At 67.0% G+C, this 23,480-nt stretch carries 26 protein-coding genes and 1 pseudogene; 8 read left to right on the plus strand and 19 right to left on the minus strand.

The features are described 5' to 3' along the window. From GSQ76_RS32665 to GSQ76_RS13705, 6 genes and pseudogenes are all read right to left on the minus strand, one after another. A pseudogene (locus GSQ76_RS32665) lies at positions 1 to 163 on the minus strand (SMP-30/gluconolactonase/LRE family protein); the annotation flags it as partial. 23 nt (positions 164 to 186) lie between these two features. After that, a complete protein-coding gene (locus GSQ76_RS13685; RefSeq protein WP_158744464.1) occupies positions 187 to 888 on the minus strand; it encodes an ABC transporter ATP-binding protein in 702 nt (233 codons plus the stop codon). Position 889: 1 nt separating this feature from the next. Next, positions 890 to 1,657 carry an ABC transporter ATP-binding protein gene (locus GSQ76_RS13690; protein ID WP_158744465.1) on the minus strand — a complete coding sequence of 256 codons (768 nt, stop codon included), beginning with the start codon at positions 1,655 to 1,657 and terminating at the stop codon, positions 890 to 892. Next, complete coding sequence (locus GSQ76_RS13695; RefSeq protein WP_158744466.1) at positions 1,654 to 2,517, minus strand: branched-chain amino acid ABC transporter permease; 864 nt, start codon at positions 2,515 to 2,517, stop codon at positions 1,654 to 1,656. Before GSQ76_RS13695 ends, GSQ76_RS13690 begins: the two co-directional genes overlap by 4 nt. 8 nt (positions 2,518 to 2,525) lie before the next feature. After that, positions 2,526 to 3,386 (minus strand): branched-chain amino acid ABC transporter permease, encoded by an 861-nt coding sequence (locus GSQ76_RS13700; RefSeq protein ID WP_158744467.1) that lies wholly within the window; start codon positions 3,384 to 3,386, stop codon positions 2,526 to 2,528. A gap of 13 nt (positions 3,387 to 3,399) precedes the next feature. After that, a complete protein-coding gene (locus tag GSQ76_RS13705; protein WP_254070399.1) occupies positions 3,400 to 4,551 on the minus strand; it encodes an ABC transporter substrate-binding protein in 1,152 nt (383 codons plus the stop codon). A gap of 270 nt (positions 4,552 to 4,821) precedes the next feature. Here GSQ76_RS13705 and pqqA point away from each other — a divergent pair, with 270 nt between their 5' ends. The 5 genes from pqqA (at position 4,822) to pqqE (ending at position 7,950) form a co-directional block, all read left to right on the plus strand. Beyond that, on the plus strand, positions 4,822 to 4,902 hold the full coding sequence (gene pqqA, locus GSQ76_RS32670; protein WP_158744504.1) for a pyrroloquinoline quinone precursor peptide PqqA: 81 nt from the start codon (positions 4,822 to 4,824) through the stop codon (positions 4,900 to 4,902). Positions 4,903 to 4,964: 62 nt separating this feature from the next. After that, complete coding sequence (gene pqqB / locus GSQ76_RS13715; protein WP_158744469.1) at positions 4,965 to 5,855, plus strand: pyrroloquinoline quinone biosynthesis protein PqqB; 891 nt, start codon at positions 4,965 to 4,967, stop codon at positions 5,853 to 5,855. Positions 5,856 to 5,858: 3 nt separating this feature from the next. Further along, positions 5,859 to 6,587, plus strand: a complete 729-nt coding sequence (gene pqqC / locus GSQ76_RS13720) for a pyrroloquinoline-quinone synthase PqqC (RefSeq protein WP_158744470.1) — start codon at positions 5,859 to 5,861, stop codon at positions 6,585 to 6,587. Continuing rightward, positions 6,584 to 6,856: a pyrroloquinoline quinone biosynthesis peptide chaperone PqqD gene (pqqD, locus tag GSQ76_RS13725; RefSeq protein ID WP_216851051.1), complete on the plus strand. Its 273-nt coding sequence runs from the start codon at positions 6,584 to 6,586 to the stop codon at positions 6,854 to 6,856. Before pqqC ends, pqqD begins: the two co-directional genes overlap by 4 nt. Continuing rightward, a complete protein-coding gene (gene pqqE / locus GSQ76_RS13730) occupies positions 6,853 to 7,950 on the plus strand; it encodes a pyrroloquinoline quinone biosynthesis protein PqqE (RefSeq protein WP_174247343.1) in 1,098 nt (365 codons plus the stop codon). The genes pqqD and pqqE overlap by 4 nt, the downstream gene beginning before the upstream one ends. Here the strand turns inward: pqqE and GSQ76_RS13735 are convergent. Then, a complete protein-coding gene (locus GSQ76_RS13735; RefSeq protein ID WP_254070400.1) occupies positions 7,937 to 9,235 on the minus strand; it encodes a sorbosone dehydrogenase family protein in 1,299 nt (432 codons plus the stop codon). The genes pqqE and GSQ76_RS13735 overlap by 14 nt on opposite strands. A gap of 195 nt (positions 9,236 to 9,430) precedes the next feature. On the opposite strand from GSQ76_RS13735, the gene GSQ76_RS13740 reads away from it, so the two are divergent. Beyond that, a complete protein-coding gene (locus GSQ76_RS13740) occupies positions 9,431 to 10,426 on the plus strand; it encodes an aldo/keto reductase (protein WP_158744473.1) in 996 nt (331 codons plus the stop codon). Positions 10,427 to 10,550: 124 nt separating this feature from the next. Here GSQ76_RS13740 and GSQ76_RS13745 read toward each other — a convergent pair whose 3' ends face one another. Next, positions 10,551 to 11,513: an SDR family NAD(P)-dependent oxidoreductase gene (locus GSQ76_RS13745; protein WP_158744474.1), complete on the minus strand. Its 963-nt coding sequence runs from the start codon at positions 11,511 to 11,513 to the stop codon at positions 10,551 to 10,553. A 128-nt stretch (positions 11,514 to 11,641) separates the two neighbouring features. Then, positions 11,642 to 12,028 carry a VOC family protein gene (locus GSQ76_RS13750; RefSeq protein WP_158744475.1) on the minus strand — a complete coding sequence of 129 codons (387 nt, stop codon included), beginning with the start codon at positions 12,026 to 12,028 and terminating at the stop codon, positions 11,642 to 11,644. A gap of 163 nt (positions 12,029 to 12,191) precedes the next feature. Here GSQ76_RS13750 and GSQ76_RS13755 point away from each other — a divergent pair, with 163 nt between their 5' ends. After that, complete coding sequence (locus GSQ76_RS13755; protein ID WP_158744476.1) at positions 12,192 to 12,914, plus strand: GNAT family N-acetyltransferase; 723 nt, start codon at positions 12,192 to 12,194, stop codon at positions 12,912 to 12,914. A gap of 89 nt (positions 12,915 to 13,003) precedes the next feature. Beyond that, positions 13,004 to 14,719 (plus strand): intermembrane transport protein PqiB, encoded by a 1,716-nt coding sequence (locus GSQ76_RS13760; RefSeq protein ID WP_158744477.1) that lies wholly within the window; start codon positions 13,004 to 13,006, stop codon positions 14,717 to 14,719. A gap of 4 nt (positions 14,720 to 14,723) precedes the next feature. Here the strand turns inward: GSQ76_RS13760 and GSQ76_RS13765 are convergent, their stop codons facing one another. The 10 genes from GSQ76_RS13765 to GSQ76_RS13810 form a co-directional block, all read right to left on the minus strand. Then, positions 14,724 to 15,080 carry an ArsC family reductase gene (locus GSQ76_RS13765; protein WP_158744478.1) on the minus strand — a complete coding sequence of 119 codons (357 nt, stop codon included), beginning with the start codon at positions 15,078 to 15,080 and terminating at the stop codon, positions 14,724 to 14,726. Next, a complete protein-coding gene (locus tag GSQ76_RS13770; protein WP_158744479.1) occupies positions 15,080 to 16,579 on the minus strand; it encodes an ABC transporter substrate-binding protein in 1,500 nt (499 codons plus the stop codon). The genes GSQ76_RS13765 and GSQ76_RS13770 overlap by 1 nt, the downstream gene beginning before the upstream one ends. A 20-nt stretch (positions 16,580 to 16,599) precedes the next feature. Then, complete coding sequence (locus tag GSQ76_RS13775) at positions 16,600 to 17,415, minus strand: ABC transporter permease (protein ID WP_158744480.1); 816 nt, start codon at positions 17,413 to 17,415, stop codon at positions 16,600 to 16,602. A 2-nt stretch (positions 17,416 to 17,417) separates the two neighbouring features. Beyond that, complete coding sequence (gene nikB, locus GSQ76_RS13780) at positions 17,418 to 18,362, minus strand: nickel ABC transporter permease (protein WP_158744481.1); 945 nt, start codon at positions 18,360 to 18,362, stop codon at positions 17,418 to 17,420. Beyond that, the gene (locus tag GSQ76_RS13785; protein WP_158744482.1) at positions 18,362 to 19,411 is read right to left on the minus strand and encodes an ABC transporter ATP-binding protein; all 1,050 of its coding nucleotides are present in this window, start codon (positions 19,409 to 19,411) and stop codon (positions 18,362 to 18,364) included. Before GSQ76_RS13785 ends, nikB begins: the two co-directional genes overlap by 1 nt. Further along, positions 19,408 to 20,415 carry an ABC transporter ATP-binding protein gene (locus GSQ76_RS13790; protein ID WP_254070401.1) on the minus strand — a complete coding sequence of 336 codons (1,008 nt, stop codon included), beginning with the start codon at positions 20,413 to 20,415 and terminating at the stop codon, positions 19,408 to 19,410. The genes GSQ76_RS13785 and GSQ76_RS13790 overlap by 4 nt, the downstream gene beginning before the upstream one ends. Continuing rightward, entirely contained in the window at positions 20,385 to 21,266 is an 882-nt protein-coding gene (locus tag GSQ76_RS13795) for a PfkB family carbohydrate kinase (protein WP_158744483.1), read from the minus strand. The genes GSQ76_RS13790 and GSQ76_RS13795 overlap by 31 nt, the downstream gene beginning before the upstream one ends. Further along, positions 21,263 to 22,111 (minus strand): BtpA/SgcQ family protein, encoded by an 849-nt coding sequence (locus GSQ76_RS13800; protein ID WP_158744484.1) that lies wholly within the window; start codon positions 22,109 to 22,111, stop codon positions 21,263 to 21,265. Before GSQ76_RS13800 ends, GSQ76_RS13795 begins: the two co-directional genes overlap by 4 nt. Then, positions 22,111 to 22,890 (minus strand): glutamine amidotransferase, encoded by a 780-nt coding sequence (locus GSQ76_RS13805; RefSeq protein WP_158744485.1) that lies wholly within the window; start codon positions 22,888 to 22,890, stop codon positions 22,111 to 22,113. Before GSQ76_RS13805 ends, GSQ76_RS13800 begins: the two co-directional genes overlap by 1 nt. Next, positions 22,883 to 23,480 (minus strand): LacI family DNA-binding transcriptional regulator (locus tag GSQ76_RS13810; protein ID WP_158744486.1); only part of this gene is annotated, 598 nt, incomplete at its 5' end. The genes GSQ76_RS13805 and GSQ76_RS13810, both read right to left, overlap by 8 nt.

A 23,480-nucleotide genomic window follows, 5' to 3' on the forward strand; every position in this document is an offset into this window, starting at 1 on the left:
CCGCCCCGTTCGGTCCACCGGGAATTTGTGCCACGATCTCGCTGCGGCCATCCGCCCCGATCCGGGTCAATGTCTGCCGCGCAATCTCCACCAGCAGCACCGAGCCATCGGCCATGGCAATCGGCCCCTCGGGAAATTCCAGCCCGGTTGCAACGATCCGCATGATCCGTCCTCCTCAGCCTATTTTCAGAAATAGTGCCACACATTGGCGGCACGCGCCTCATCCGGTCGCCCGGCAAAGACGATTTCGCCATTATTCATGATCACGATGCGATCGGCGATCTTCATCGCCGCGGCCACATTTTGCTCGACCAGCAGCACGCCCATCGCATGCTTCACGCATAAGTCGCGCACCAACTCAAAAATCCGCGCGACGATATTGGGCGCCAGGCCGATGGAGGGTTCGTCCATCATCAGGCAACGCGGCGTGCCAAGGATCGCCAGGCTCAGCGCCAGCATCTGCTGCTGCCCCCCGCTCATACTGCCCGCCCGCACACCCCGGCGCTCCTGCAGCACGGGGAACAGGCCGAACACGTCGGCCATGCCGAACAAATCGCCGGCGCCCCGGCAATTTGCCGCAGCCACCACGTCCAGGTTTTCCGCGACGCTCAAATCCGGGAAAATGCCCCGCCCCTCCGGTAGCAATCGCAGCCCCAGCGCCTGCCGCTGCGCCACCGACATCGCCTCCACCCGGGTGCCAGCCAACGTCACCGTCCCCCGCCGTGCCGGCAGCAGCCCGGCAATCGTGCGCAGGGCGGTGGTCTTCCCCGCCCCGTTATGCCCCAGCAATGCCAACACCTCGCCTGGCCGCAGGGCGAGCGTCAGGTCGGATAGGACGGCCTTATTGCCGTATCCCGCCGCAACGCCGTCGATTTGCAGGAGGTCCATCCTACAGCGCGCCCCCGAAATAGATCTCGGCCAGCGCCGGGTCGGCCGTGATCTCAGCCGGGCTGCCCTGCGCCAACACGTGCCCGCCATGCAGGAACACCACCTCGTCGGCGATGGCCATCACGACGCGCGTGTTGTGTTCCACCACCAATTGCGACTTCCCCTCCGCCTGCAGGCGTCGCAACAGCGCCATCACCCGGTCCAGCGCCTCGCCGCTGAGCCCCGAGGTGGGTTCGTCCAGCAACAGCAAATCCGCGCCCGTCGCCAGCAGCCGGGCAATGCACAGCAGCTTCTGCTCGCCATAGGACAGGTTCCGGGTCCAAACCCGCGCCTGGTCGCCCAGGCCGACATGCTCCAGGATCCCCGCCGCCTGCTCGTTGGCCTGCCGCATGGCCCGCGCCGTGCGGAACGGGCGAAAAATCGCGCTCAGCGGTTGCTCGCCGAACTGGCCTGGCAACGCGCTGGTCACGTTCTCCAGCACCGTCATGTCGGCATACAGCCGCAAATTCTGGAACGACCGCGCAATGCCACTGCGCACGATCGCCCTCGGCGGCAGCCGGTCCAGCGAGCGCCCCTGGAACTGCACACTCCCGCTCTCCGGGCGCAGAAACCCGGTAATAGCGTTGAACACCGTCGTCTTGCCCGCCCCATTGGGGCCAACGAGGCAGGTGATGCGTCCCTTCTCGATCGCGAAGCTGCAATCGCGCAAGGCCTGCAATCCGCCGAAATTCTTGTTCAGCCCGCTCACCTGCAGGAATGGCACGGTCATAGCTTCTGCCCCGCCAAACCCTGCGGTCGGAACAGCATGAACGCGATCAGCAGCGCGCCATACAAACCCTGCCGAACGCCCGCCGCCATGGTGGATGGAATTTCCACCATCGTCAGCACCTGCGGCAGCGCCAGCAGCACGAACGGCCCGATGATCGACCCGGCCAGGGTGCGTGCCCCGCCCACCACCACCATGCTCAGCAACAGCACCGACGCATTCAGGTCGAACGAGGACGGGTCGATGAAGCTGAGGAACGTCGCATAAAGGCTGCCTGCGACGCCGCCGAACACGCCAGCCAATGCCGCCGCGGCCGCCTTGGCCGGGATCACCGGCTTGCCGGATGCCGCCACCGCCAACTCATCCTCGCGAATGGCCCGCAGCAGCCGTCCATACGGGGAATTCATCGCCAGATAGAACGCCAGGCAACACAGCAGCATTGCCGCAACGCACAGCAGCAACATGCTGCCCGTATCCTCGATCGCGTAGCCGAACAGATCCGCCGGTGGAATCGCCGCCATGCCGGACGCACCGCCCGTGGCCCCATTCCAATTCAGGAACGCCGCCGTCGCCAGCAGTTGAATGCCGAACGACGTCACGACGAAATAATCGCCAGCCACCCGCAGCGCCGGCAGAGTGATCACGATATTCAGCAACAGACAGGCCCCGGCCGCACACGCCACCGCGGGCAAAAACCCCATCACCTCGTTCACCAGGCAATACGCTGTCACATAGGCGCCGACGCCAAAGATCGCCGCCTGCGACACCGAGAAAATTCCGGCGATCCCGACCAGCAAATTGGTGGCCAATCCCAGCACCACGAAGATCGAGGCGAGGATCAGATAGGAATAGAAATACTCCATGGCTCCGCCTACGCCGCCGCAAACAGGCCGCGGGGGCGGACCAGCATGAAGGCGACGAAAATGAGGAAGGTAATACCGACGCTCCACTGGCCCGGCATGACCAGCAGCGACAGGTTCTGCAGCACCGTCACCACGATCGAAACCAGGAACGCGCCCGTCAAACTCCCGACGCCCCCAGCGATCACCGCGACGGTCCCCGTCAGCAGCACGGTGGTGCCGGTATAGGGCTGCAGCCCCAGATCGAAGCCGACCAACATGCCGGGCACCGCCACCAGGGCGGAGGCAAGCGCCATCACCATGGCGTAGGTGCGCCGCGGATGCAGCCGGGTCAGCTCCGCCAGGAACGGGTTACTGGCAACGGCCCGGATGCGCTTGCCGATGCCCGTATGCCGGGTCGCGAACAGCGTGGCGCCGTATAGCGCCACACTCACCACCACCGTCGCGATCTGCGCGTAGTTCAGCGTCACGCCCACCAACTTGATCGTCTGCACCCGCCAGGTAGAATCGAAGTGCAGGATGTCCGGTGACCACAGGACGGCGATGGCGTTCTGGACGATCGCCAACAATCCCAGCGATGCGATCAGCACCACCAGATGCGTCGCCCGGCGTTGCGCCAACGGGTCGTACAGCAGCCGCTGAATCACGACGCCGAACCCGGCACACACCACCGGCACCACGATCAGCCCGACGATATCCGGCATCCCCGCCCGCGCCAGGCTCCACGCCAGATAGCCAGCCAGCGTGTAAACCCCGGCATGCGCCACATGGAAGATCTTGGTGGTGGAGTAGACCAGCGAAAAACTGAACGCGACCACGCCCAGCGCACAGCCCGTAACCAGGCCATTGACCAGCAACTGCAAAAGCAACATTGGACGGTTCTGCCTACTCGGACGTGTAGGACTTCACGAACTCATCCTTGCCATCGACGATCTTCACCACGTCGATCTGCATCGATGCCGTGTTCGTCTTGAACTCGGTCGGAATGATTTCATTGAATTGCCGGATCGCGAACAACTTGGTCCGGATTGCCTCGCCGCTCAATTCGGCCTTGTCCGTCATCACACCCGCGATGGTGCGCAGGATGATCGACCCGGCGTTGGCGTATTGGATGCCGAAGAAATCCATCTCCGTGCCGGCCTGCTGCTTGAACGCGGCCGCCGTCTCCGGTGGCGCCTTCACCCGCACCTGGGTGTGGATCCACCCGGTCGAGCCCTTCTGCCGCAGCGCCGTCGGATCGGCGAAGAACGAGGTGCCGGCGATCGTGAAACCGGGCTTCGCCTGCTCCACCTGTTCGGCCAGCGCGCCCAGCCCGTCGGTCAGCATCACGAACAGCACGTCCGGCTCCAGGCTCGTCAGCTTCAGTATGGCCGGCCGGAAATCCGTCTGGCTGAAAGAGGATTGCTCCTGCCCGATCACCGTGCCGCCCAATTTCGTGAACGCCTCGGCGAAATCGTCGCGGCCGGAGGTCATGGCCGCGTCGTTCTGGAACAGGATGGCCGCCTTGCGCTTGCCGGTCTCATACAGATACCGCGCCGCCACCGCCGCCTCGTCCCGCACCACCGGCAGGGTGTTGATCAGGTAGGGCGAGGCATTTGCCAGCCGGTCCCCCTGCGCCGCACCGTTGACCAGCAACACCTTCTTGCGCGTCGCCAAAGGCGCCATCGCCAGGGTCGGGCCGGTGTAGCCGGTGAAGATGACCGGCACCTTGTTCAGGTCTGCCAGCTTGTTGAATGCCAGCACCGATTGGTCCGGCCGGCCCTGATTGTCCTCGTAGAGAATCTCAATCATTCGCCCGCCCGCGCCGCCGGCTGCGTTGAATTTGGTCACTGCGAATTGCAGCCCCCGCTGCTCTTGCGCGCCTGTAGCGGCACTCGGCCCCGTCAGCGGCAACACTGCGCCAAGCCGGATCGGATCAGCAGCCCGCGCGTGTCTGGACAAGCCCGCGAGTCCAGCCAGCAGCGCTCCCGTGAACAGCCGGCGCCCGACCGGTGCCGCAGCTACGTCAGATATAGCGGCACGATGGTGATCGGTCATGTCGTTCGGTCTCCCCTCTGGTCGTGGCCCCACGGTTTGGGCTCTTGCCCCGAGATAGCCGGGCCGACCGCTTGAGTGTCAATCGAGTTTACGTGCCATTGCTTGAGCTTTACTCAATAATCGAGCCTTGCTGGCCTAGTTCTGCAACCCAACCAGGCAGGCGAAAACAGCACCAATTTCGCCGGCGGATCGCCCTGCCGGCCGTGCCCGATACTTGACTTACCTGGCACGGCAGCCAAGTCTCCGCACTCACGCACCAGGAGAGCTACCATGGCTTGGAAGACCCCCAAGATCGTCGAAATCGCCCTCGGCGCCGAGATCAACAGCTACGCCTGCGCCGAGCGTAAGTAAGTCCGGTTGCGCGGCTAGCCAACAGGCTGGTCGCGCGCCGTTTCTAACCAGGGGTTCACCCGGTGCGCGCGATTGTCCTGGGTGCCGCTGCAGGTGGTGGGTTCCCTCAATGGAATTCGAACGCTGAGGCGTGCCGCCGGGCCCGCGCCGGTGATCCGCTGGCGCCCGCACGCACCCAGGCCTCCGTCGCCGTGTCGGGCGATGGCGCGTCATGGACCCTGCTGAACGCCTCCCCCGACCTACGGCAGCAGATCGCCGAAACCCGCGAGCTTCACCCCACGACCGCCCTGCGATCCACCCCCATCGCGGCTGTCGTGCTCACCTCGGGTGAGGTCGACTCGGTGGCCGGGCTGTTGAATTTGCGGGAGCGGCAGCCTTTCACCCTGTTCGCGACCGCCCGCATCCACGCGGTGCTGGACGCCAATCCCATCTTCAACGTGCTGGCGCGCGACGTCGTCGCCCGCCGGGTCGTGGCGCTGGAACAGGATATCGCCCTCCCCGGCGGCCTCACGCTGCGGCTATTCTCCGTCACGGGGAAGGTCGCGCTGTATCTGGAGGACAATGCAGACGACGACGACGGCGACACCGTCGGCGCCTGCATCACCCAGCACGGCCGCAGCCTGTATTACGTCCCCGCCTGCGCCGCGATGACGCCAACCCTGGCCGAGCGGCTGCGCGGGGCGGACGCGGTCATGTTCGACGGCACATTGTGGCGGGATGACGAGATGATCCAGGCCGGGCTGGGGCTGAAAACCGGCCGCCGCATGGGCCATATGAGCGTGGCAGGCGAAGGCGGCACGATGCAGGCATTCGCCGGGCTAGGCGTCGCCCGCAAGATTTTGCTGCACATCAACAACTCCAACCCCGTACTCCTGGCGGACACGCCGGAACGGGCGGAGGTCGAGCGCGACGGCTGGCAGGTCGCGTTCGATGGCATGCGCGTGGAGGTATGATCGATGCTGTCCCCCCAGGGTTTGGAAGACGCGCTGCGAGCCATCGGGGCCGAGCGATACCACAACCTGCACCCGTTCCACCGCATGCTGCACGACGGCAAGCTGACGCGCAGCCAGGTGCAGGCCTGGGCGCTGAACCGCTACTACTACCAAAGCCAGATCCCCGCGAAGGATGCGAGCCTGGTGGCGCGCCTACCCACCGCGGAGTTGCGCCGCGAATGGCGCTCCCGCCTGGTCGACCATGACGGCAACGCACCCGGCGAAGGCGGCATCGCTCGCTGGCTGCGCCTGGCGGAAGGCGTCGGCCTGGACCCGGCCTACGTCGAATCGACCGACGGGCTGCTGCCGGGCACGCGCTTCGCCGTCGACGCCTACGTTCATTTCGTCCGCGACCGCTCCATCCTCGAGGCGATCGCATCCTCGCTGACCGAGATGTTCTCGCCCAATATCATTGCCGAACGTGTATCCGGCATGTTGTCGCACTACGATTTCGTGACGGCGGACACGCTCGCCTATTTCACCCCCCGCATGACGCAGGCGCCAAAGGACGTCGATTTCGCCCTGTCCTACGTGAAGGAACACGCCCGCACGCCAGACCAGCAGGAGCAGGTATTGGGCGCCCTTCGCTTCAAATGCGGCGTGCTGTGGTCGCAACTGGACGCCCTGCACTTCGCCTACGTCGCACCCGGCGTCATCCCGCCCGGCGCTTTCGTGCCGGACGACATGCGGTGACGATCGAGGCCACCATTCCAAATTTCGCCACCGGCGTGCGCCTACGCGAAGACAAGGTGCGTGGTGGCTGGGTGGTGCTCGCGCCGGAGCGGGTATTCGTCCCCGACGAGCACGCCATCGCCATACTGCAACTCGTCGACGGCAGGCGAACGGTGGGGGGGATCGTCGACGCCCTCGCTGCCAAATTCGACGCTGCGCGCGACCTGATCGCCACCGACGTCATCGCCATGCTGCAGGACCTGACGGTGAAGGGCGCGATCCGCCTATGACCCCGCCCCCACTGGGCATGCTGGCCGAACTGACGCATCGCTGCCCGCTGCAATGCCCATACTGCGCCAACCCGCTGGAGATGGATCGCGCCTCCGCCGAATTGGACACCGCAAGCTGGCAGCGCGTGATGACCGAGGCCGCCGAACTGGGTGTGCTGCAGGTCCATTTCTCCGGCGGTGAGCCCACGATCCGCCGCGACCTGCTGACCTTGCTCGCCCATGCGCGGGACCTGCAACTCTACAGCAACCTAATCACATCCGGCGTCACGCTCACAGCGGACTCAGTGGCCGCCCTGCGGGATGCCGGGTTGGACCACGTGCAGCTCAGTTTCCAGGATTCGCAGAGCGCAGGCGGCGACCACATCGGCGGCCTGCAAGGTGGCCACGCCCGCAAGCTCACCGCCGCGCGCCTCATTCGGGAGGCTGGGTTCCCCCTCACCGCGAACTTCGTCGTCCACCGCCAAAACCTCGCCCGCCTGCCCGACATGATCGCGTTGGGGGAAGCGATGGGCGCCGGTCGGATCGAAATCGCCCACGTGCAATATTACGGCTGGGGCCTGCTGAACCGCGACGCCCTGCTGCCCATGCCGGACCAGATCGACCGCGCGGATGCGGTGGTCGCCGAAGCGCGACAGCGGCTGAGCGGCCACCTGGTGATCGATTACGTGACACCGGACTACTACGCCGCCCGGCCGAAATCCTGCATGGGCGGCTGGGGGCGGCAGTTCATGAACATCACCCCGTCCGGCCGCGTGCTGCCGGGCCACGCCGCGGAAACCCTGACCGATCTCACCTTCCCCTCCGTCCGCGACGCCTCCCTTGCGCAAATCTGGCAGACCGACCCGGCGTTCGAACGCTATCGCGGCACCGACTGGATGGCCGAGCCATGCCGCAGTTGCAACCGGCGCGAGATCGACTGGGGCGGCTGCCGCTGCCAGGCCTTCGCGCTCACGGGCGACGCCGCCGCCACCGACCCGGCCTGCGCCCTATCGCCAGACCATGCGGTCATGGCCGCCGCGATGGCCGCCCCCCGATCCGACGATTTCACCTATCGCCGAATCGGGGGCGCCCCCGCCGCAGTTACGCCCCCGTAACGCGCCAGATCACGTTGCCGACGTCATCGGCCATCAGCAGCGACTTGCCATCCGCCCCCAGCGTGACGCCGACCGGCCGGCCGTAGGATACCTTCTCATCCGTCGCCAGGAAGCCCGACAGAATGTCGCGCGGCGGCCCGGACGGGCGGCCATTCGCGAACGGTATGAACACTAGCTTGTAGCCGCTCAGCTTGCTGCGGTTCCAGGACCCGTGCTGCCCGATCGCCATGCCTTCGGGGAAGCCCGGCAGCGTGCCAGCCGGCATCCAGCACAGCCCGAGCGACGCGGTGTGGCCGCCCAGCGCGTAATCCGGCGTAATCGCGGATTCAACGGCCGCTGCGTCCTGCGGCACCCGGTCATCCACCACCTTGCCCCAGTAGCAATAGGGCCAGCCATAGAAGCCGCCCTCCTTCACCGAGGTCAGGTAGTCGGGCGGCGTCTCGTCACCCAGCCCATCACGCTCGTTGACGACGGTCCATAACTCGCCCGTCATCGGCTCCCACGCCATGCCAACCGCGTTGCGCAGGCCGCCGGCGAAGATCCGGTCCTCCTCGGTTTCCAGGTCCAGCACGTGGATGGCCGCCCGCCCCTCCTCCACCGCCATCCCCTGGTCGGCGATGTTGCTCAGCGAACCGACGCCGGCATACAGCTTGCGCCCATCCGGGCTCGCCAGCAGGCTGCGTGTCCAGTGCCCGGCGGGCTTGAAGGTCGTCAGCCGCTGCCCAGGCGCGGTGATGGTGTCGGCGCCCTCCACATAGGGGAACACCATGATCCCGTCGGTATTCCCTACGTAAAATTTGTCGCCCAGCAGCGCCATGCCGAACGGCTGGTTCAACCCGCTCATGAACACTGTCTGCGACTCAGCGACGCCATCGCCGTCGCGGTCGCGCAGCAGAGTGATCCGGTTGGCGCTCACCCCCATGGCATTCGCACGCTTCATGGTGGCGACCATGGCATAGTCGAACACGTTGCGCGCCGAACGCTCGGCGTTCGTCGCCTCCGCCACCAACACGTCGCCATTGGGCATGACGTAGATCCAGCGGCAGTGGTCCAACCCGCGCGCAAACGCATTCACCTTCAACCCGGGTGCCGCGATCGGCGTCTGATCGCCCGTCCACCCCTGCGCCGTCGGCATCTTCAACGTCGGGATGGCGCCTTGCGGCTTGGGCGCCGGAATGGCTGGGGCCGTGCCCCAGGCAGGCATGTGCGAACCCTGCGTGGCCCGCCGCACCATCACCGCACCCCCGCCAACAACGGCAACCACACGCGCAAAAACGCTCGACATGCTCACGGCATTCATCCCCTCGGTTGTCCGTACGTTAGCCGAGGCTCCCCGGCGGCGAAACCGCGCAGCTTGCGCTTGACGAGAACCCGGCGTGGGTTCGTTATATTCAGATTGGCATAACGGATCAACGGGGCTGCGTTTCCCGGTCGCCGGGCTTTGGCGCGTGTGCCATGATCACCGCATTGAGGGCATTCCATGCAATACACAAAATTCGGCCGCACCGGCTTACGCGTATCCAAACTCTGCCTCGGCACCATGACGTTCGGCCTGCAATGCGACGAGGCGCAAAGCCACGCGATCTTGGACACCGCGGCCGCAGGCGGTATCGACTTCCTGGATGCGGCCGACGTGTACCCGTTGGGCGGCGGCCACAACACGGCGGGCCGGACGGAGGAGATCGTCGGCGGTTGGCTGCAGGGCAAGCGCCGGGACTTCATTCTCGCCACCAAATGCGTCGGCGTCATGGGACCGAAACCATGGGACCAGGGGATGTCGCGCAAGCACATCCTCGATGCGATCGACGCCTCGCTCCGCCGGTTGAAGACCGACTACATCGATCTTTACCAACTGCACAGCTACGACCCGAACACCTCGATCGACGAGGCATTGGAGGCGCTGGACACCATCGTCCGCCAGGGCAAGGCCCGCTATGTCGGGTTCTCCAATTGGCCGGCCTACAAGGTGGCCCGGTCCATCGGGCGCAGCGAGTTGCGCAACCTGGTCCGCATCGAGTCGATGCAGCCGCGCTACAACCTGCTGTTCCGCAGCTTCGAGCGCGATCTGCTGCCGCTCTGCGCCGAGGAGACCATCGCGGTCATCCCCTACAACCCACTGGCCGGCGGATTGCTGACCGGCAAGCACAACCAGCAGGCCGCGCCGCCCGAGGGATCGCGATTCCAACTGGGCTCGGCCGGCGCCCGCTACCAGGCCCGCTACTGGCACGACAAGCAGTTCGAGACGATTGAGGCCCTGCGCGCCGTCGCCGCCGAAGCCGGCATGAGCATGACGACGATGTCGATGCGCTGGGTATTGTCGAACCCCGCCATCACCGCCCCGATCATCGGCGCCAGCCGCCCGGAACAACTGGCCGACAACTTGGCCGCGCAAGACCAAGGCCCGTTGCCAGCCGACCTAAAGGCCAGGCTGGACGACATCACCGTCGCCTGGCGCGCCGTCGACGAGGAGCGTTAGGGACCGCATACAGGGGTTGAAGGGGACGACTATCCCCTTCCCTCTCCTCTCATCAAGCCGCGAGCGAACTCACCTCAGTATCGGTCGTGGGTCTCCATCACGGTCTACGGTCGCGCCGGAGCCATCAGAACCGTTCGCCGACCATCTCCTCACTCAGCGTCCAGAGCGCTTTTGCGTGCTCCGGATCCACCGCATATGGCTGAACGCCGCCTCGCAGATCGCGACCGGTCGAAAGCTCGGCGACGTGGCAATCCTCGCAATACCGGCCGCCGATCGCATCCGCCGGCGCAACGAAGCCGCACCAGACGGACGTCGCGGCGCCCTGTGGAACCGTCTTGTATTCGAAGGCCGGCTTGCCCGCGGCCGCATTGGCGGCGTTGATCTGCTCGATCATGCGCTGCCGCGCCGCGGCATCCATATGGCGGGCAAGCTCGGTCTGGATCGCGCCGGGATGCAGCGCCGTCGCGCGGACCTCGCCCGGGCGATGCCGCCGGTCGAATTCCACGGCGAACAGGATGTTGGCGGTTTTCGATCGACCGTACGCCACGAACTCCGCATAGGGCGTGCGATCGAAATTCGGATCGGCCAGATCGACATCGGCAAACCGGTGTCCCGCCGACGACACGGCAACCACGCGCGAACCCGGCCCCAGCAGCGGCATCAAACGATTGATCAGCACGAAATGGCCGAGGTGATTGGTGCCGAACTGCGTATCGAACCCATCCACCGTGCGCCCCTGCGGGCACGCCATCACGCCCGCATTGGCGATGATGACGTCGAACATATCACCCGCCGCGATCAGCGCCTCTGCACAGCGCCGCACGCTGGCGAGCGATGCGAGGTCGAGCTCCACCAGCGCCAGCGTCCCGCCATTTTCCGCCTGCGCGACGACGCTCGCAGTGGCGTCCCGGCCCTTCGCCAGATCCCGCACCGTGCCCACGACCTGCGCGCCATGCGCGACCAATGTCCGCGCCGTCTCGACACCCAGCCCGGCCGACACGCCGGTCACCAGAACGCGTTTACCGCCTAGATTCACCCCGGCAAGAATGTCGTCGGTGGTGGAGTTTGCCCCAAAGGACACAGCCATACAGCGCCTCCTCATACGTCAGGTCGAGGCGCCACCGTGCGAACACCCGGCGTCCTCTTCCAGTCATATGCGGAGGCGGCCTCCGTTTATCAAGACGTCGTCCTGGCCGCTATCGTGACGTTTCGTCGTTAGGTGGGCGTCCGCTCCAATATCTCGACCCGCACCCCGTCGGGCGCCTGCACGAAAGCAATCTTGGTGCCGGGCCGCGGGGAGCGCGGGGGAACCACGAACACAGCCTGCTTGGCCGTCAACTCCGCCACGGCGTCATCGAACGGCGAGACGAACAGGCCGATATGCTCGACACCCAGATAAGGCGGCTCGGGCGCCCGGACTGTCTCTGCGGGAACCTGCTCGATGAACAAAGTCAGCCCACCCAAATCCACGATCACCCGCACCCCAACCGGCGTTGCAACCTGGCTCACCGGTTTTGCCCCGAACATATCCACGTAGAATTTCGCCGCCGCCACCGGGTCGGCGCTGCGCAGGTGGACGTGGTCACAAATGTATTGAAGCATGGGGTGTTCTCCGCAGAGACGAGGGCGGGTGGGCGGACGACGATGTCCCGTCATGGACGCTACTCTGAAACCGCCGGGTCCGCTATGCCACCACCTCACGTGACGCATAGGGTGCCTTGCGCTATGCAACGGTCTCGCCCGGCTGGCATGAAAGGGATCGTCCATGCAACACGAGCTGGATCACGCGGCCCGAGGCGCGCTGACGGGCCGCCACGCCGCGTTCGCCCAACACAGCCGTACCGCCCTGCGCTACGCGCCCGAGTTCGGCCCGTTCGCCGGGCCAGCCGGGCATGCGCCGGACCAGCTTGCCGATCTATGGGGATTGGCCGGCGGTGACCATCCAACCGCCTTGTTCACCTGCGACGAGCTGGCCTTCCCCGATTGCCTGACATGTCTACGCCGCGGCCGCCTGCACGAGATGCTGTTGCCGGCGATGCCGCCCACCGACGCGCGGCCCGCCCCGCCCATCCGCGAACTCACCCAAAGCGACGTGCCCGCAATGATGCAACTGGTCGCGCTAACCAATCCCGGCCCCTTCGCCGAGCGCACGATCGAACTCGGCCGCTATATCGGCGTCTTCGAAGACGCCACCTTGCTCGCCATGGCGGGCGAACGCATCAACCTGGACGGCTACACCGAGATCAGCGCCGTCTGCACCCATCCATCCCAGCGCGGGCGCGGCCTGGCCCGGGCGCTCATCGCGAATGCCGCCCATGCAATCTTCGCCCGCGGCGACCTGCCTTTCCTCCACGTGTTCGCCGAGAACGAGCCAGCCCTCGCCGTCTACCGCCGGATGGGGTTCGAAACCCGCCATATCATGCACTTGGCCGTTGTCGCCCAAGCAACTGCCGCCGCAGTAGCCCCGAGACATACTGAATTGGCGTGATGACGCAGTGTTGGGTTTCAATCACCGCTGATCTAGACACAGTGGGGCCTTGGTAGACACGAAGCGATGCATGCACGGCAAAACCGGCTATGAGCGGCCATAATGGCCGGGGTGGCCCCCGTCCGCCCGGCGCCCCACGGCCATCCAACACCCCCGCCCCGCGCTCCCGCCTACCGCTGATCTGGCTGGTGCCGGTCGCCGCCCTGGTCATCGGCGGCTACTTCTTGGTCACGACGCTGCTGCAACGCGGCCCCGAGATCACCGTCACGTTCAACTCCGCGCAAAGCCTGGCCGCCGGCACCAAGGTCATGCACAAGGCCGTCGAACTGGGAACCGTGACCAGCCTGGAGCTGACGCAGGATCTCGGGCACGCCAGGGCGCATATCCGCATGACCAGCGACGCGGCGCCGTTCCTGACGGAGAAGACGCGGTTCTGGGTCGTGCGGCCGCAAGTCTCGGGCGGCAGCGTCTCGGGCCTCACCACGCTGATCTCCGGCAGCTACATCGAAATGGATCCCGGGGCGAGAAGCGGCACCGCCCAAACCGACTACACCGGCCTCGAAGACCCGCCGGGCGTCCGGCTGGACGAACCCGGCACCACCTACGTTCTGCACGCCCCGACCGTGGCATCGCTGGCCAGCGGCACCCGCGTGTTCTTTCGCGACGCATGGGTGGGCGAGGTGTTGAACCGCCACATCGAGGAAGGCACGGCCGAGATCACCGCCGAAGTGTTCGTGCGTTCACCCTACGACAAGCGCGTGCGCACCGGCACCGTCTGGTGGCAATACAGCGGCGTCGACGCAGCATATGTCGGCAACGGCATTCACGTAGCGGTCACTTCGGTCCAGGCCGCCCTGTCGGGTGCTGTGGCCTTCGGCGTTCCGCCCGGCGCGCCGGATTATCCGCTGGCGCCCGGCGGCACCAACTACCCGATGTTCTCCGACGAAGACACGGCAAGCCGGGCCAGTTACAGCCAACGCATCCCCTACGTCGTCTACCTCACCGATACCGACCATGGCCCCGACGCCGGAACCCCCGTCCTGCTCTACGGCACGCAGGTTGGCGAGGTAACGGGCGTTCGCCTGCTGTCCAGCCCGCTAACGGGCGCGATGCAGATGCGGGTTGCGTTCAACGTTCTGCCCACCCGGATGAAAATGATCGGCGACGACGCCACCAACCTCAGCGTCCCCGCACTGGGTGAAAAGCTCGCGCGCGCTGGAATGCAGGCATCGCTGACGACGACCAGCTACGTCACGAACAAACAGGCGCTCGCCCTGGATCTGCCCGCCGTGCCGCCGCGCGACCCGGCGCAGACCGTGTCCGAGACCGGCGTCATCGTGCTGCCCGCGTCCGGCGGCAGCGCCATGACGTCCAGCGCCGCCAGCCTGGTGAATAGCCTGAATGATTTTCCTTATCAGTCCACCGGGCAAACCATCAGCGCAGCCCTAGCGGCCTTTGCCACCGTCGCGAAGGGTATCGACGGCCCTTCCAAGGCGCGGGCGTTGTCGGCCACCTTGGCCAGCGCGCGCGCCTCGATCCAAAGCGCCGATGCCTCACTCACCCCGATCCTGCGGGAACTGCCGGCAGACGCCGACTCACTGGATCGTCAATTGAAACAGGCCGACCAGGCGCTCGCCTCGATCGACGATCGCTTCGGCAGCGCCTCGACCCTGCAGCAGTCGGTCGCCCGCAAGCTGGCGGATTACTACGACACGATCCGCTACACCCGGCTGCTCGCCGATTACCTGGCCCGCCACCCCGAGGCCATTGCGCGCGGCACGACAGGCTACGGCGCCGAACGCTAGCCCGTCAGACACCCAGCGCGGACGCATAGACCTCGGGCTTGAACCCGACCACCAGCCGGCCGCCGACGTCCAGCACCGGGCGCTTGATCATCGACGGCTGCGCCAGCATCAGCGCAACCGCCTTTGCCTCGTCCAACCCGGCCTTGTCCGCGCTCGGCAGCTTGCGGAACGTCGTGCCCGCCCGGTTGAGCAAAACCTCCCAACCGGTGTCGCGCACCCAACCCTCCAGCTTGCTGCGGTCCACGCCCTGCACCTTGTAGTCGTGGAAGTTGTAGGCGACGCCGTGCTCATCCAACCACGCGCGCGCCTTCTTCATCGTGTCGCACGCCTTGATGCCGTGGATGGTGACAGGCCGGGCCATCAGACGAGTTTCGCGTCATACAGTCGCCAGACCGCGTCCGGATATTGCGTCCAGCTCAGCTTGGCGCTGCTGGCCTGGATGATGGCGTCGAAATGCAGGAACAGCACCGGCGCATCCTGCGCCAACTGGTCTTGCACCTTGTGATACAGATCCACCCGCTTGGCCTGGTCCGCCTCGGTCCGGGCCTGTTGCAGCCAGGTCGTCACCTGCGGATTGTCGTAGCCGGCGAAGTTGTTAGGGCCGTCCTTGGTGAACCAGAAATAGGTATTCCCATCGGGATCGTACCGCCCGCTCCACGGCGACATGCAGATATCGAAATCGCGCTGCCGCAGCACCGTGATCAGGCTGGTCGGATCGATCTGCTTCACCTCCACCTTGAACCCGGCCTGGTTCGCCTGCGCCTGCGCCACCTGGGCGATGCGCACCATCTGCGGCGAGTTCGTCACGGTGATGCTGACGGGCAGCGGCGCGGTGATGCCAGCCTCGGCCAGCAGCGCCTTGGCCCGCGCCGGGTCGAAGCCGGGCGGCGCGTAGGCTTTGTCGAAGGCCCAGCCGACCGCTGGGGAAAGCGGGCCATGCGCCACCTCCCCGGTGCCGAAATACACCACGCGCTGAATGACGCTGGGGTCGACCGCGGCGGCGAAGGCGCGACGCACCCGCGGATCGTCGAATGGCTTGCGCGTGACGTTGAACGACCAGGCGTTGAACCCCAGGCTCGGCATTTGCGACACCCGCACGCTCCTGTCCTGCGCCAGCCCGGCGACCGACTGGGGCGGCAGCGCGTCGATCAACTGCAACGTGCCGCTGCGCAGATTGGCCAGGCGCACCGTCTCGTCCGGGATCGGGCGAAAGGCAAGCCGGTCGAACCCATGGTTGGGCCCGCGCCAATAGCCGTCGAACCGTTCCAGCACCAACTCGCTGTTCTTCGTCCACGACCTGAGTTTATACGGGCCGCAACCCACCGCCTGCGTGGCGAAATCCGCCCCCAGCCGCTTCACCGCCGCCATCGACACCACCATGCCGGCCCGGTTGGTCAACACCAGCGGCAAAGGCGCGTAGGGCGCGCTCATGCGCAGTTCCACCACCAGCGGTCCCGTAACCACCACGTCGGCCAGCGGACCGAAATCGGCCTTGCGAATGCTGGCGGTCGCGGGGTCCAGGTAACGGTCCAGATTGGCCTTGACCGACGCCGCGTCGACCGGGGTGCCGTCGTGGTAGGTCAGCCCCGGCCGCAGCGTCAGTACGTGGCGCATCGGCTCCGGATTGCTGTGCGTGGCCAGGCCGGGGGAGATCGAACCATCGGGTGCGGCCACCAGCAGCGTCTCGTGCAGGCAGTAGAACACCGCGTTTTCGAAGAACGAGGCGGAGAAAGCCGGGTCCAGCGTCACCGGGTCGGACACCACGCCGATCGTCAGCGTCTTCGGCGTTTGGCCCAAAGCTGCCCCGGCGGCCAGCACGACCGGGGTGGCGAGCAAGGCGCGGCGCGTCATCTCAAGCATTCGCACTCTCCTGTTTGGGGTCAGTCATGGGGATCGAGCTGGTCGCGCAACGCATCGCCCAGCAGGTTGAAACCAAGCACGGTGATGAAGATTGCGATCCCCGGGAACCAGGCCAGCCACACCGCCTGGTCCAGAAACCCGATCGCATCATGCAACATATTGCCCCAACTCGGCGTCGGCGGTTGCACGCCCAGGCCCAGGAAGGACAGATACGCCTCCGTGATGATCGACGACGCCAGCAGCAACGACGCCTGCACCAGGATCGGCGAGGCCGTGTTCGGCAGCACGCACCGCCAAAGAATGGTGGCGCTGCCGAACCCCAGCGCCCGCTCCGCCGTGATGTATTCGCGGCTGCGCACCGACATGGCCTGCCCCCGCGCCACCCGCGCCAGCACCGGCAAATTCACGGCCGCGATGGCGATGACGGTGTTGACCAGGGAGGCGCCGAGCACGGCGGTAATCCCCAACGCCAGCAGCAAACCAGGGAAGGCCAGCAGCACGTCCATACAGCGCATCAGCACGCTATCCGTCCAGCCGCCGGCATAGCCTGCCACCAGACCGATCGGCCCGCCCAACAGCAACCCGGCCGCCACGCTCACCACCCCCACCAGCAGCGAAACGCGAGCACCTGACAGGATCCGCGACAGCGTGTCGCGGCCTAGATCGTCGGTGCCCAGCCAGTGCGTGGCGGATGGCGGCGAAAGGGTTGCGGCGAAATCCGGCTCGTTCGGCCCGTAGGGCGACAGCGCCGGGCCGAACGCGCCCGCGAACAGCGTGATAGTGACCAGCAGCACCCCCAGCGCGCTGCGCGGTGCGATCAGCAGGCGGCGAAGCATGCTCACCGCCGCACCCGCAGCCGCGGGTCGAGCACGGTGTAGAGCAGATCGGTCGCGAGGTTGGTCAGGACGAACAGCGTCGCGGTCACCAAGATGGCGCCCTGCACCACCGGATAGTCGCGGGCGAAGATCGCATCCACCGTCAGTTTGCCGATGCCAGGCCAGGCGAACACGCTCTCCGTAATCACCACCCCGCCGAGCAATTGCCCAAGTTGCAAGCCAACCAGCGTCACCACCGGCAGCAACGCGTTGCGCAGCGCATGCCGCCACACCACGCGACGGCGCGACAATCCCTTCGCCCGGGCGGTGCGGATATAATCCATCGACAGCACGTCCAGCATCGCCGCACGCGTCATCCGCATCGTGGCCGCCGCCATCCCTGCGCCAAGGGTCAACGCCGGCAGGATGATGTGGCGCAGCGCCTCCAGCGGGTCGGTCAGCACCGGCACGTATCCGGATGAGGGCAGCAGCGGCAGGCGGATCGACAGCGCGACGATCAGCAGGATACCCAGCCAGAAACTGGGCAGCGACAATCCCGTCAGCGCCATGATGGACACCGCCATATCCGCCGCACTGTTCCGCCGCGCCGCGGCGATGATGCCGGCGGGAATGGCGATGCACAGCGACACGACCAGCGCCGCCAGCCCCAGTTGCAAGGTCGGCACCAGCGCCGTCAGCACCGTCGCCGTCACCGGCCTTCCAGTCTGGATCGAGCGGCCGAGGTCCCCGATCAGCACATGACCGAACCACGCGATGAACCGTACCGGCAGCGGCTGGTCCAGCGCGAATTTCGCCCGCAGCGTTGCGACCGCGGCGGGATCCGCCTCCATCCCCAGCATCGCCGTCACCGGGTCACCCGGCACCAACGCCAGCAACGCGAAGGACAGCAGGCACAGCCCGAACAGCACCGGCAGTAGCGACAACAGGCGGGAACCGATGACGCGCATCAGTGCGCCGCGTCCCGCGCGCGGCGATAGGCAGCGATGCGGGCCGATGTCTCCGTCACCACGGCGATTGGCCCCACCTGCCCACCCATCCGCGGCAATGTCTCGGCAAACAGGCAAGCCGTCGCGTGCCCCTCGCCCAGCGAGCGTAACGCCGGGTGCTCGCCCGTGCGGCAGGCCGGCTGCACGTAGGGGCAACGCGGCGCAAACCGGCACCCCGGCGGCGGCGCGCTCGGGTCCGGCGGCTCGCCAGCCGCAGCCTCGTGCAAGCGCGCACCCATGTCGATCCGCGGGGCCGCAGCCAGCAACGCTCGAGTATAGGGATGGGACGGTTCACCGAACAGCCTGTCCGCCGGCGCCGTCTCCACCACGCGCCCTGCGTACATCACCGCCACCCGATGGGCCAAATGCCGCACCACAGCCAGATCGTGCGAGATGAACACCAGCGCAATGCCGGTATCGCGCTGCAGATCCTGCAGCAGGTTGATCACCTGCGCCTGCACCGACACATCCAATGCCGACACCGGCTCGTCGCACACGATCACCTCCGGCCCGACGGACAGCGCACGGGCGATCGCAATCCGCTGGCGCTGCCCGCCACTGAACTCATGCGGCAAGCGGTCCAGATGCGCGGCCTGCAAACCCACCCTCTCCAGCAGGGCAGCTGCCCGCCGCGACGCTTCCGCCCCGTCGCACAATCCGTGCAACCGCATCGGCCGGGTCAACACGGCGCGAATGCGTTGGCGCGGGTCCAACGAGGCATAGGGATCCTGGAACACCACCTGCACCCGGCGCCGCATCGTCTGCAACGCCCCGCCCCGCAGACCGCCGACATCCACGCCATCCAGCACCATGCGCCCGGCATCCGGCTGCTCCAGCCGCAGCAGCAGACGCCCCAGCGTGCTCTTGCCGCAGCCGGACTCGCCCACGACGGCCAGCGTCTCGCCACGGTCCAGATGCAGATCCACCCCATCCACCGCCAGCAGAGTGCGACCGCCGGGCAGGCGGTAGGCCTTGTGCAGGCCCTCGGCCGCAAGCAGGCGCGGCGTCATGCCAACGCCTCGACCGGCGCACGCCAGCAGGCCGCGCTGTGGTCCGGCCCCATCGGACGCAACGGCGGCGGTTCGCCGCAGATATCCGCGACGAACGGGCAGCGCGGTGCAAATCGGCAGCCAGCACCCGCAGTGCCCGGCGCCGGCATCCGGCCGGGGATCGGCTCCAACCGTGCGGCCACGCCGTCCAACAGCGGCATCGCTGCCAGGAGGGCCAGCGTGTACGGGTGCTGCGCCGATTGAAACAACGCGGCAGCCGGGGCAGACTCGACGATCTGCCCGGCATACATCACCGCGACATGGTCCGCGACCTCCGCCACCACGCCCAGATTATGCGTAATCAGCAGGATGCCCATGCCGGTGCGGTCCCGCAGATCCTTCAGCAGCGCCAGAATGCCCGCCTGCACCGTCACGTCCAGCGCCGTCGTCGGCTCGTCCGCGATCAGCAACGCCGGCTCGCACGCCAGGGCCATCGCGATCATCACCCGCTGCCGCAACCCGCCCGAAAGCTGATGCGGATACGTATCCAGCCGCTGCGCCGCCCCGGGCACGCCCACCGCCTGAAGCGCCTGCAACGTGCGCGCCCGAGCCTCCCGCGCGCTCACCCCGCGATGCACGCGCAGGGTCTCGCCCACCTGGTCGGCCACCGTGAACACCGGGTTCAGGCTGGTCATCGGCTCCTGGAAGATCATCGCCATCCGCTCGCCGCGCAGCCGGGTCATGGCGCGTTCGCTCAGGGTGCGGAGGTCCTGCCCCTCCAGTTCCAGCCGGTCCGCGCGGATGCTGGACCGGTCCTCCCGCAACAGCCGCATCAGCGCCAGCGCGGTGACGCTTTTACCGGATCCAGACTCACCCACCACGCACAGCACGCGGCCACGATCGACCTGCAGCGAAACATCCTCCACCACGCTCACGCGGCGCCCCGGCGGCCCCATCGCCACGGACAGCCGCTCGATCCGCAACACCGCGTCGGTCATGCCACCCGGCGCAGCAGGCTGGCGCATTCTGCCGGCGGGGGAATGGCCGCGAACGCACCCCGCCGCTCGACCGTGCGCGCAGCCACGCGCTGGGCAGCCGCAATCGCGTCCATCAGCGGCCAGCCCATGCCCAGCACCGCCGCCAACGCCCCGCAAAACGCGTCGCCCGCCCCCGTGCTGTCGACCAGATCGGCCGGGCATGGCGGCAGATCCTGCTCGCCCGCATCATCCGCGACCCGGCAACCATTCCCGCCCAATGTGACGATAGCGATCCCTGCCCCGGCATCGCGCAACGCACTCGCCCGGTCGGACCCGGTGATCGCCCGTGCCTCCACCGCATTCGCCACCACGATCGCGCAACGCGGCAGCAGCGGGCGCACATCCCACAACATCGGCGCCGTGTTCAACACCACCCGGCCAGCGCACGCCGCCGCCGCCGCCCGGGTGGCGGCAAACGACAGATTGCCCTGCATCAACAGGATGTCCTTAGGCCCCACCTCAGCCGCGAACCCTGCCGCGGCGGCGGGCTCGAACCCATCGCCGCAGGCGCCCAGACTCACGATGCAATTCTCACCATCCGGTGTCAGCATCAGAATGGAGCGATCGGAGGCACCCCGGAATCGTGGCAGTTCCAGCGCGTCGAATGTCTCGGCCTGCAGCGCGGCGGCGATCTCGGCGGCTTCCGGGTCATCCCCCAATGGCGCCAAGAACCGCACCACCGCACCGCACCGGACCGCGGCAACCGCCTGGTTCAGCCCTTTGCCGCCGGGTGCGCGGTGCGGGTCGTTCCCAACCACGGTTTCCCCCGGCGCCGGCATGTGCGGCAGCGTCAGGCCCAGATCCATGCCGGCATTGCCCAGGACATGGACGCGGCTCACGGCGGGGCGGTATCCAGCGCCTTGGTCGCCGCCGCCATGAACACGCGCAGCCGCGCCGGGTCGACCGGATTCCACCAGACGCCGTCCTGCTTCAAATAGCTGGCCACGATCACCGCATCGGCGACGCTCAGGATATCGGCCACATTGTCCGGATTGACGCCGGACCCGACCAGCACCGGCAACGCCGTGCCCGACGCGATGGTGCGCAGTTCCTCCATCGTTGCGGAGTCACCGGTGCGCTGCCCAGTGGCGATGGCGGCATCCGCGTCGAAGAACTCCACATCCCGCGCCAATTCCGTGATCGAGCGATCCGCCGTGATCGCATGCGCGCCGTGCTTCACATGCACGTCGGCAAAGATGCGAATGCCGCGGCCATGCAGCCGGCTGCGATACCGTGTCGCCTCAGCCGCCGGCCCCTCGATGAACCCTTCATTGGCGACATACGCGTTGGCCCATTGGTTCACCCGCACGAACGCCGCACCGGTCGCGACGGCAACGGCAATCGCCTGCACCGCGCCATTCGCCAGCACATTGATCCCCACCGGCAACGGCACCGCCTGGCGCACCGCCGCCGTCATCACCGCCATGCAGGCCGCCGTCTCCGGCCCCAGATGCTCGGGCTTGGCGAACGGAATATCGCCGTGATTCTCCACGATCAGCCCATGCACCCCACCGGCCGCGTACCGTCGCGCTTCCTCGACCGCGAATTCGGTGATCTGCGTCATCGGCATCCCGTCATAGGCAGGGGCGCCCGGCAGCGGCAGCGAGTGGATGACGCCGATCACCGCCTTGCGCCGGCCGAAAATCGCCTCGATCGCATGCGGCTTACCGCGAAAAACCGCCATCAACCGGCCCCCTGGCTAACCCAGCCCAACGCATTGCGCCACAGCGTCGCGTAACCCGGCCATTTGACGAAGCTGTCCGGCAGCCAATGCGGCCCGATATCGGACGTCCACGCCAGGGTGCGCCCCTTGCCGTATTGCCCCGTCACCAGCAACGGGTGCCCGCCCTGCTCCGCCGGCAGCTTGGCCAGCAGTTCCACCCCGGGTGCATCGCGCAGCACGACTTCGTTGGCGCCCAGCAGCGCCGGCCAATCCGTGCCCAGGCCCTGGAGGATCGGGTGATCGCTCGGCCCAAGGATCTCCGGCTTGAAACCCTCCGGTGCCTCGATCCGGTCGTCATAGGGCAGGCAGGTGACGGGCAGCGCGTCCTCCACCGGAGTCCGCCGCCAGCGAGCCCGACCATCGATGCCCTGAAACGTCAGATAACCGCCGATCATCATCAATCCGCCGCCTTGCGCCGTCCAATCCCGGATCAGCTTCAGCCGGTTCGGCACGGTGCGGCCATGCATCCAAACATCCTGCGGCAACAGCAACGTGTTGGAGCCGATGTCGGACAGAATGATCGCCCGATAGCGGCTCAGCCCGTCCATGGTGAAGGGAAACCCCTCAGCCGCCTCGTGCGCCGTCATATATGTCAGCGCGAAATCGCTGTCCCGCAGCGCATCCACCAGCGGCTCCGCACCGCGATGGAAGGTGACGCTGCCGAATTGGTCGAAACCCTTGTAGTGCGTCGCCGCGCTTACCCAGCTTTCGCCCACCAGCAGAACCTCGGTCTTAGGCAACGGACTCTCCTTGTTTGGGGTGTGGCGGCGCAACCGATGCGCGCCGCACCAATTCGACCGGCAGGCGCGCCGGTTCGGGTGGAACGGGGCCGCCCTGGATGCGGGCCACGAGCATGGCGACACCACACCGGCCCAACTCTGCAATCGGCTGGCGAATGGCGGTCAAGGCCGGTTGCAACAAATGCAGCGGCCCGGCGTCGTCGAACGCGACAATGGACAAGGCATCCGGCACCGCAACCCCAGCCTCCCGCGCCGCCTCCAGCACGCCCAGCGCGGTCGCATCGCTGGCCGCGAATACTGCCGTCGCCCGATCCGCCGCGGAAAACACACGCCGCGCCGCGCTGCGACCCTCCGCCACCGCATAATCGCCGAAACTTTCGAACACCACCCTGCAGCCGGCTTCCATGACCGCCTCGCAGAACCCAGCCCGGCGCTCGATCGTGCTGAGCAGGCCCCGCGGGCCGCCAAGGAACGCCAACCGGCGGTGCCCGGCCTCGATCAGATGCTGCGCCGCCAATCGGCCGCCCGCGTGGTTGTCGGCGAAGGCGCGCGGCACCTTCGCGCCGGGCACGTCTTCGTCCACCAACACG

The organism is Acidisphaera sp. L21, from assembly GCF_009765685.1.
In the GTDB taxonomy this organism is placed as follows: domain Bacteria; phylum Pseudomonadota; class Alphaproteobacteria; order Acetobacterales; family Acetobacteraceae; genus LMUY01.

Bases quoted from the DNA above. Each gene is read 5' to 3' on its own strand.
- GSQ76_RS13735 (WP_254070400.1), bottom strand. From the start codon at position 9,235: ATGTCGAGCGTTTTTGCGCGTGTGGTTGCCGTTGTTGGCGGGGGTGCG.
- GSQ76_RS13695 (WP_158744466.1), bottom strand. From the start codon at position 2,517: ATGGAGTATTTCTATTCCTATCTGATCCTCGCCTCGATCTTCGTGGTG.
- GSQ76_RS13750 (WP_158744475.1), bottom strand. From the start codon at position 12,028: ATGCTTCAATACATTTGTGACCACGTCCACCTGCGCAGCGCCGACCCG.
- GSQ76_RS13700 (WP_158744467.1), bottom strand. From the start codon at position 3,386: ATGTTGCTTTTGCAGTTGCTGGTCAATGGCCTGGTTACGGGCTGTGCG.
- nikB (WP_158744481.1), bottom strand. From the start codon at position 18,362: ATGCGCGTCATCGGTTCCCGCCTGTTGTCGCTACTGCCGGTGCTGTTC.
- GSQ76_RS13800 (WP_158744484.1), bottom strand. From the start codon at position 22,111: ATGGCGGTTTTTCGCGGTAAGCCGCATGCGATCGAGGCGATTTTCGGC.
- GSQ76_RS13770 (WP_158744479.1), bottom strand. From the start codon at position 16,579: ATGCTTGAGATGACGCGCCGCGCCTTGCTCGCCACCCCGGTCGTGCTG.
- GSQ76_RS13745 (WP_158744474.1), bottom strand. From the start codon at position 11,513: ATGGCTGTGTCCTTTGGGGCAAACTCCACCACCGACGACATTCTTGCC.
- GSQ76_RS13685 (WP_158744464.1), bottom strand. From the start codon at position 888: ATGGACCTCCTGCAAATCGACGGCGTTGCGGCGGGATACGGCAATAAG.
- GSQ76_RS13785 (WP_158744482.1), bottom strand. From the start codon at position 19,411: ATGACGCCGCGCCTGCTTGCGGCCGAGGGCCTGCACAAGGCCTACCGC.
- pqqA (WP_158744504.1), top strand. From the start codon at position 4,822: ATGGCTTGGAAGACCCCCAAGATCGTCGAAATCGCCCTCGGCGCCGAG.
- pqqC (WP_158744470.1), top strand. From the start codon at position 5,859: ATGCTGTCCCCCCAGGGTTTGGAAGACGCGCTGCGAGCCATCGGGGCC.
- GSQ76_RS13705 (WP_254070399.1), bottom strand. From the start codon at position 4,551: ATGACCGATCACCATCGTGCCGCTATATCTGACGTAGCTGCGGCACCG.
- pqqE (WP_174247343.1), top strand. From the start codon at position 6,853: ATGACCCCGCCCCCACTGGGCATGCTGGCCGAACTGACGCATCGCTGC.
- GSQ76_RS13760 (WP_158744477.1), top strand. From the start codon at position 13,004: ATGAGCGGCCATAATGGCCGGGGTGGCCCCCGTCCGCCCGGCGCCCCA.
- GSQ76_RS13790 (WP_254070401.1), bottom strand. From the start codon at position 20,415: ATGCGCCAGCCTGCTGCGCCGGGTGGCATGACCGACGCGGTGTTGCGG.
- GSQ76_RS13740 (WP_158744473.1), top strand. From the start codon at position 9,431: ATGCAATACACAAAATTCGGCCGCACCGGCTTACGCGTATCCAAACTC.
- GSQ76_RS13755 (WP_158744476.1), top strand. From the start codon at position 12,192: ATGCAACACGAGCTGGATCACGCGGCCCGAGGCGCGCTGACGGGCCGC.
- GSQ76_RS13765 (WP_158744478.1), bottom strand. From the start codon at position 15,080: ATGGCCCGGCCTGTCACCATCCACGGCATCAAGGCGTGCGACACGATG.
- GSQ76_RS13690 (WP_158744465.1), bottom strand. From the start codon at position 1,657: ATGACCGTGCCATTCCTGCAGGTGAGCGGGCTGAACAAGAATTTCGGC.
- GSQ76_RS13775 (WP_158744480.1), bottom strand. From the start codon at position 17,415: ATGCTTCGCCGCCTGCTGATCGCACCGCGCAGCGCGCTGGGGGTGCTG.